Origin of the sequence: Sphingomonas sp. CCH9-F2 (assembly GCF_001556735.1) — a bacterium.
Classification (GTDB): Bacteria; Pseudomonadota; Alphaproteobacteria; order Sphingomonadales; family Sphingomonadaceae; genus Sphingomonas; species Sphingomonas ginsenosidimutans.
Window position 1 is genome coordinate 1 of record NZ_LSJO01000368.1, and the last position, 7,408, is coordinate 7,408.

Below are 7,408 nucleotides of genomic sequence, written 5' to 3' on the forward strand. Positions count from 1 at the left end.
TGCCATTGCCCGCCGCCGTCCTCGTCGCTGCCGGGGACGAATTCGCCGTGCGCCTGCCAGTCGGGCTTCGCGGGCGCCCAGAGCGCCTGCGGTTCGGGGCGGATGAAGCGGAACCGGCCATAGCGTTCCAGCTTGCGGCCGTGACCCGAATCGACCAGCCCGTAATCGGCCCACGGCTCCCCGGTGAACGTGACCAGCTGCATCAGCCGCGCGGCACCGCATGCGCGGCGACATAACCGGACACCGCGTCATAGGTCGCCTCCAGCACCGTGAACCGCTCTTCGCGGTCGAACAGGTCGCCGACACGCGCGGGCAGCGCGGGGCGCACGCCGGTGGCGCGTTCCACCGCGTCGCGGAACTTGGCGGGATGCGCGGTCGCCAGCGTCACCATCGGCACGCCCGGCGTGGCGTGGCGGCGCGCGGCGGCCAGCCCGATCGCGGTATGCGGGTCGATCACCTGCGCCGCGGTATCGCACGCATGGCGCATCGCCAGCGCCATGTCGTCGGCATCGACCCGCTCGCCCACGAACAGTCCGGCCGCGCCGTCGCGCTGCGCATTGGTCAGCTGCATCGCGCGCGTCGCCTCGAACCCCTTCATCTGCCCGGCCAGCGCCGCGCCGTCGCGCCCGCCCAGGTCGAACAGCAGCCGCTCGAAATTGCTGGACACCTGGATATCCATCGACGGCGTCGCGGTCGGCACCACCTGCCGGCTGGAATAATCGCCGCTGGCCAGCGCGCGCGCCAGGATGTCGTTGACGTTGGTGGCGACCACCAGCCGCGCCACCGGCAGCCCCATCTTCGCCGCGACATAGCCGGCGAAGACGTCGCCGAAATTCCCGGTCGGCACGCTGAACGCTACGGCGCGCGCGGGCGCGCCCAGCCGGACGGCGGCGTAGAAATAATAGACCACCTGCGCCATCAGCCGCGCCCAGTTGATCGAATTGACCGCCGACAGCCGGAACCGCCCGGCAAAGGCGGCATCGTTGAACATCGCCTTCACCAGCGCCTGCGCGGTGTCGAAATCGCCGCGGATCGCGATATTGTGGACGTTGGGCGCGCCCACCGTGGTCATCTGCCGGCGCTGCACGTCGCTGACGCGCCCTTCGGGGTGGAGCATGAAGATATCGACGCCCGAGCGCCCCGCCACCGCGTCGATCGCCGCCGATCCGGTATCGCCGCTGGTCGCGCCGATGATCGTCAGATGCTGGTCCGATCCCTTCAGGAAGCGTTCGAACAGCTGCCCCAGCAATTGCAGCGCCACGTCCTTGAACGCCAGCGTGGGCCCATGGAACAGTTCCAGCAGCCATTGGTCGTGGTCGATCTGCACCAGCGGGGTGATCGCGGCGTGATCGAACCGGCCGTAGGCGGCGGTGCACAGCGCGGTCAGTTCGTCGCGGGTCAGCGATCCGGCGACGAACGGCGCCATCACCGCCACCGCGGTATCGACATAGCTCAGCCCGGCCAGCGCCTGAATCTCGTCTCGCGACAGCGTCGGCCAGCATTCGGGCACGTACAGCCCCCCGTCGGAGGCGAGGCCGGCGAGCGTGACGCCCGCGAAATCGAGCGAAGGGGCGGTCCCACGGGTACTGACGTAGCGCATGGAAGCAGGCGCCTACGTCCTTGGCCGCGCCCATGCAACGCCGAAGCGCGGGTGTGGGGGCGCGGCAAAGGTTGCGGTGGCGGGGGCCGAGGGGTTAGCAAGCGCAGCATGGCGCTCATCGATCACTTCCTGTCGCGCGCGATCCGGCGCGGCCAGCTCACCCTCACCAAGCCCGATGGCAGCACCGCGACCTTCGGCACCCCCGATCCGGCGCTGGCGCCGGTGTCGTTCACGATTCACGATACCGCGGTCTATCGCGCGATTCTGGCCGACCCGTCGCTGGGCGTGGCGGAGGCGTTCATGGACGGCCGGCTGACGATCGAGCAGGGCGACATCATGGACCTGTTGATGCTCGCCACCAGCAACTCGCGCTGGGAAAACGGCGTCAACAATCTGGCGGCGAACCGCTGGCGCACGATGCGCGGGAAGATCCGCCACGCGTTGACGCGCAACCAGACGGTCCGCTCGAAACGCAACGTCGCGCACCATTACGACCTGTCCGACCGGCTCTACGATCTCTTCCTCGACGCCGACAAACAATACAGCTGCGCCTATTACATCGATCCGGCGAACGATCTGGATACCGCGCAGGCGGACAAGAAGGCGCATATCGTCGCCAAGCTGGCGATCGAGCCGGGGATGCGCGTGCTCGACGTCGGCTGCGGCTGGGGCGGGATGGCGCTGTACATCCATGCGAAGACCGGCGCCGAGGTGCTGGGCATCACCCTGTCGGAGGAGCAGCTGAAGGTCGCGCGCCGTCGCGCCGAAGAGGCGGGGGTGGCGGACAAGGTGCGGTTCGAGCTGATCGACTATCGCGACATGACCGGCACGTTCGACCGGATCGTGTCGGTCGGCATGTTCGAACATGTCGGCACGAAGAATTTCCGCACCTATCTGTCGAAATGCCGCGACCTGCTGACCCCGACGGGGGTGATGCTGATGCACACGATCGGGCGCGCCGACGGACCCAATTTCACCGACAAGTTCACCGACAAATACATCTTCCCCGGCGGCTATATCCCGTCGCTGTCGGAGATACTGGAGTCGAACGATTTCATCCGCTGGTTCATCACCGATATCGAGGTGTTGCGGCTGCATTACGCGCTGACGCTGCGCGCCTGGTACGACCGGACGGTGGCGCAGAAGGACGCGATCGTCGCGCTCTACGACGTACGCTTCTACCGGATGTGGACCTTCTACCTGGCGGGCGCGGCGGTCAGCTTCACCAACGGGTCACTGGTCAATTACCAGATCCAGTTCAGCCGCGACCGCACCACCCTGCCGCTGACCCGCGACTATATGGTGGAGGAGGAACGGCGGCTGCGCGGCTGAACCCGCAGCCCCCCGGTCACTTCGCCGCGGGCGCGCCCCGTGCCATCGCCTTGGCGGCGGCGCGCGCCTTGGCGGCCTCTGACGCATCGACCTTGCCGTCGCGGTTGAGGTCGTAGGCGGAAAAGACGGTGCCCATCAGCGCGGCCGATTCGGCCTTGCTGACCTTGCCGTCCTTGTTGGCGTCGGCGCGCGCCATGAACAGCGCGGCGACACGCTTCGCATGAACCGCATCCAGCGTGCGCCCGCCCGACAGCTTCATGCGCATCATCCGCGCCTCTACTTCGGCCGGCGACAGGAAACCGTCCCGGTTGGTGTCCGACGCGGCGAATTCGGCGTCCAGCTTGGCGGTGGCGCCCGCGCGCGTCTCCTGCGCGAACGATACCGCGGTCAGCGCGGGGATGGACAGGAAGGCGACCAGCGCGGCGGCCAGCGTCGTGGGGGAAACGGTCTTCATGCCGCGCGCTATCGCGATGCGTGCTTGTACCCCGGCTGAACGGCCCCCCGCCGGTGGGCGGGGGGCGTTTGCACGGCTCAGCGCGCCGCCAGTTCGCGGACCAATTCGGGCGCGGGATAAACCTTCTCCAGCGCCTGCTGCACCGCCTGCGTGGAGACGACCACGGTGCGGTTCAGCACCGGATCGTAGCCGAAATTGCCGCCCAGCGAATGGATGTTGCCGTCGAACGCCGCGCCGATCACCGACCCGTCCTTCGCGATCACCGGCGACCCGGAATTGCCGCCGATGATGTCGTTGGTGGTGACGAAATCGAACGTCGTGGTCATATCCAGCCGCGGCTTCGCTGCGGCATAGGCCTTGGCCAGCACGAACGGTTCCTGCCCGGTGGCGCGTTCGTACAGCCCGGCCAGGGTCGTGCGATACGGCACCTTCGCGCCGCGCTCCGTCCATCCCTCGACCTTGCCGTAGCTGATGCGCAGCGTGAACGTGGCGTCAGGGTAGTTGCCCGCGCCATAAGCGGCGAAGCGCGCCCGTGCGAGCTTCGCCTGCGCCGCGGTGACCGGGGCGTCGACCTTCTGCGCGAACTCGGTGCGCAGCGCGCGCGCGGCGGGATCGTTGCGAGCCACGAACTGGATCAGCGGATCCTTCGATGCGCGTACCGCCGCCATGCCGCCGTCGAACAGCGCCTTGCGCACCGCCGGGTCGGCCAGCTTCGTGCCGGTCACCAGCCGGTCCGCCAGCTGTTCGGGCGAATCGCGGCCCAGCAGCGCCTTCACCTGCGGCGAATCGGCGCCCAGATATTCGCGCGTCTTCGACAGCCAGAACGACAGCGCGGTCTCCTCCAGCCACGGATAGGTCGGCGTGGCGTCGGTCAGCTGCTTGCCCAGCAGCGGCAGCGCCGAATCGGTGTACCCCGGCAGCCGCTCGGCATTGGGCTTCTCGCGCTCGGCGGCAGCGCGCACGATCGTGCGGGCGTAGCCGTACAGCGTCGAGAACATCCCCGCGCGCTGTTCGAGGAAGAAGTGATCCAGCGCGATGTCGCGATAGGCCGCGTCGGCGCGCGCGATATCGCCCCACGGATCGCCCAGTTGCTTGCCCGCCTTCGCCTTCAGGTCGGCCTCGTTCGCGGCCAGCTTGCCCGCGAAGCCGGCATCGTCCAGCGCGCGCGCCTGGCCCCAATAGACCTTGTAGCTGTTCTCGATCCCGAACAGCGTGTCGGCCGCCTCGCGCCGCCGCTCCGGCGACTGCTCGCTCGCCGCGATCAGCCGGCCGCGCATCTCGGACAGCAATGTCGTCATCAGCGGCAGCGTGAACTGGCGCTGGAACGCCAGCTGGTCCTGCGTCAGCAGCCGCTGCGTGCGCCCCGGATTGCCGACGACGAAGGTCGCTTCGCCCTCGATCGGGGCGCGCGGGTTCCACGTCAGATGCTGCGGCGTCGCGGCGGGCTTGCCGTTTTCATAGGCGCGCAGGAACGAGGCATCGAGCGCGTAGCGCGGGAAGTTGAAATTGTCCGGGTCGCCGCCGAAGAACGCCGCGGCGAATTCCGGCGCCCATACCAGCCGCACGTCGGAATATTTGCGGTAGGTGTACAGCTTGTACTCGCCGCCGCCGTACAGCGTGACGACCTGGCAGCGCGTCGTCTCCTTGTCGGTGCACCCTTCCGCCTCGATCGTCGCGATCGCCGCGTCGCGCGCCTTGGTCAGCGCCTCGCCGGTCAGCGTGCCGATCGCCTTGGTGACACGCGGGGTGACGTCGGTGATCGCCGTGACCACCTCCGCCTGCTGGCCGGGGCATTTCAGCTCGCGAGCGCGATCGGCGGCGACGAAGCCGTCGGCGAGGTAATCCTTGTCCTTCGACGACAGGTCCTGCGCGCATTGGGCGATGCAATGGTGGTTGGTCAGGATCAGCCCCTCGCCGCTGACGAACGAGGCGGAACAGCCCCCGGTCAGCCGCACCGCAGCGGCCTGTGCGCGGTCCAGCCACGCCTTGTCGGGTGCCCAGCCATAGGCGGCCTTCATCCGCGCGGCGGGAAAGGCATCGAACGTCCACATGCCTTCGTCGGCCAGCGCGGGCGACGCGGTCAGCATTGTCGCCAGCGAAACAGCGGTCAACTTCTTCATCACAACCCCTATGTAATTTTGTTACGTCGGCTTGTGCGCCACTACGCCTGCGTCGGCAAGATGGTTGCCCTCGCGCGCGTGAGCGCGTAGCGGCGCGCGCGAAAGGAAGCTGCCCTATGACCGATCAGATCAAGCGTCCAACCGGCGAGGCCGGCATCAACCGGGTCGTTCTTGCCTATTCCGGGGGGCTGGACACCAGCGTGATCCTGAAATGGCTCCAGACGGAATATGGTTGCGAGGTGGTCACCTTCACCGCCGATCTGGGGCAGGGCGAGGAGCTGGAACCCGCGCGCGCCAAGGCCGAGCTGATGGGGATCAAGCCCGAGCATATCTTCATCGACGACCTGCGCGAGGAATTCGTGAAGGACTACGTCTTCCCGATGATGCGCGCGAACGCGCTGTACGAGGGGCTGTACCTGCTCGGCACCTCGATCGCGCGCCCGCTGATCGCCAAGCGCCAGATCGAGATCGCGAGACAAGTCGGCGCCGACGCGGTCAGCCACGGCGCGACCGGCAAGGGCAACGACCAGGTCCGCTTCGAACTGGGCTATTATGCGCTCAACCCGGATATCAAGGTGATCGCGCCGTGGCGCGAATGGGACCTGACCAGCCGCACGAAGCTGATCGAGTTCGCCGAATCGCACCAGATCCCGGTGAGCAAGGACAAGCGCGGCGAAGCGCCCTTCTCCACCGACGCCAACCTCCTCCACACCTCGTCGGAGGGCAAGGTGCTGGAAGATCCGTGGGACGAGGTGCCCGACTACGTCTATTCGCGCACCGTCAACCCGGAGGACGCGCCCGACCAGCCGGAGACGATCACGATCGATTTCGAGCGCGGTGACGGCGTCGCGCTGAACGGCGAGGCGCTTTCGCCCGCGACGCTGCTGGCGAAGCTCAACGACCTGGGCCGCAAGCACGGCATCGGCCGGCTTGACCTGGTCGAGAACCGCTTCGTCGGCATGAAGAGCCGCGGCATGTACGAGACGCCCGGCGGCACCATCTACGCGCTGGCGCATCGCGGGATCGAGCAGATCACGCTCGATCGCGGCGCCGCGCACCTGAAGGACGAACTCGCGCCCCGCTATGCCGAACTGGTCTACAACGGCTTCTGGTTCTCGCCCGAGCGCGAGATGCTGCAGGCCGCGGTCGACCACAGCCAGGAAAAGGTGTCGGGCACCGTCCGGCTCAAGCTGTACAAGGGCAATGTCATCGTGACGGGCCGCAAGTCGCCTTACTCGCTCTATTCGGAGAAGGTCGTGACGTTCGAGGACGATCAGGGCGCCTACGACCAGCGCGACGCCGCCGGCTTCATCAAGCTGAACGCGCTGCGCCTGCGCCTGCTGGGCCGCCGCGACCGGTAAGCGCGGGCGGGTTTGGTGGGGGCACGGTGACGGCCCGTGCGGGGGGACGCCGCGTGACGGTCGCGAAGATCGCGAACCGCACCCGGCGTAACCCCGCTACTTCCCCCGCTTCGTCGGCACCGTCACCCGCACCATGTCGCCGGGCGCGTCGTGCAGCTTCAGGAACAGCGCGCCGTTCGCGGGGTGCGGCACGTCCAGCTTCTCGCCGACGAAGCCCAGCGGCACCGCCTGCGCCTTGGCCGGATCGGCCTCCGCCGCGACGCCGGCGATCAGGAACAATTGCTCCCCGGTCAGCGTGCACGCGCCCGTCGCGGCGGGGCAGGCGACGGCGGTGATCCGCGGCAAACGCACGACCCGCGCCAGCGGCTGCCATTCGCCCGCCAGGTCGCCCTGCACCAGCCGCATCTTGATCGCGCCGACCGCGCCCACCCCCAGCAGCGCGCGCGGCGACAGCGTCGCCACCGCCACGTCGCCGCCCAACAGTTGCAACCCGCCGCCTGCGACGGTCAGCTTCGCGCTGGCGCTGTCATCGGCGGTCGCC

The 7,408-nt window shown here is 68.2% G+C and carries 5 protein-coding genes and 2 pseudogenes; 2 read left to right on the forward strand and 5 right to left on the reverse strand.

Annotation, left to right across the window (positions count from 1 at the left end; genetic code table 11):
* Both AX685_RS10620 and thrC read right to left on the reverse strand, forming a co-directional pair.
* Positions 1-203, reverse strand: a pseudogene (locus AX685_RS10620) (class I SAM-dependent rRNA methyltransferase); the annotation flags it as partial.
* Entirely contained in the window at positions 203-1,600 is a 1,398-nt protein-coding gene (gene thrC / locus AX685_RS10625) for a threonine synthase (RefSeq protein ID WP_066488405.1), read from the reverse strand. The pseudogene AX685_RS10620 and the gene thrC, both read right to left, overlap by 1 nt.
* Before the next feature lie 108 nt (positions 1,601-1,708).
* On the opposite strand from thrC, the gene AX685_RS10630 reads away from it, so the two are divergent.
* A complete protein-coding gene (locus AX685_RS10630) occupies positions 1,709-2,932 on the forward strand; it encodes an SAM-dependent methyltransferase (RefSeq protein ID WP_066488408.1) in 1,224 nt (407 codons plus the stop codon).
* Between the two features lie 16 nt (positions 2,933-2,948).
* Here the strand turns inward: AX685_RS10630 and AX685_RS10635 are convergent, their stop codons facing one another.
* Entirely contained in the window at positions 2,949-3,386 is a 438-nt protein-coding gene (locus AX685_RS10635; protein ID WP_066488410.1) for a hypothetical protein, read from the reverse strand.
* 77 nt (positions 3,387-3,463) lie between these two features.
* Entirely contained in the window at positions 3,464-5,506 is a 2,043-nt protein-coding gene (locus tag AX685_RS10640; protein ID WP_066488413.1) for a S46 family peptidase, read from the reverse strand.
* 116 nt (positions 5,507-5,622) lie between these two features.
* Here AX685_RS10640 and AX685_RS10645 point away from each other — a divergent pair, with 116 nt between their 5' ends.
* Positions 5,623-6,867, forward strand: coding sequence for an argininosuccinate synthase (locus tag AX685_RS10645; protein WP_066488416.1), 1,245 nt, complete (start codon positions 5,623-5,625; stop codon positions 6,865-6,867).
* Between the two features lie 96 nt (positions 6,868-6,963).
* Here AX685_RS10645 and AX685_RS22550 read toward each other — a convergent pair.
* Positions 6,964-7,408: pseudogene (locus AX685_RS22550) on the reverse strand (hypothetical protein); the annotation flags it as partial.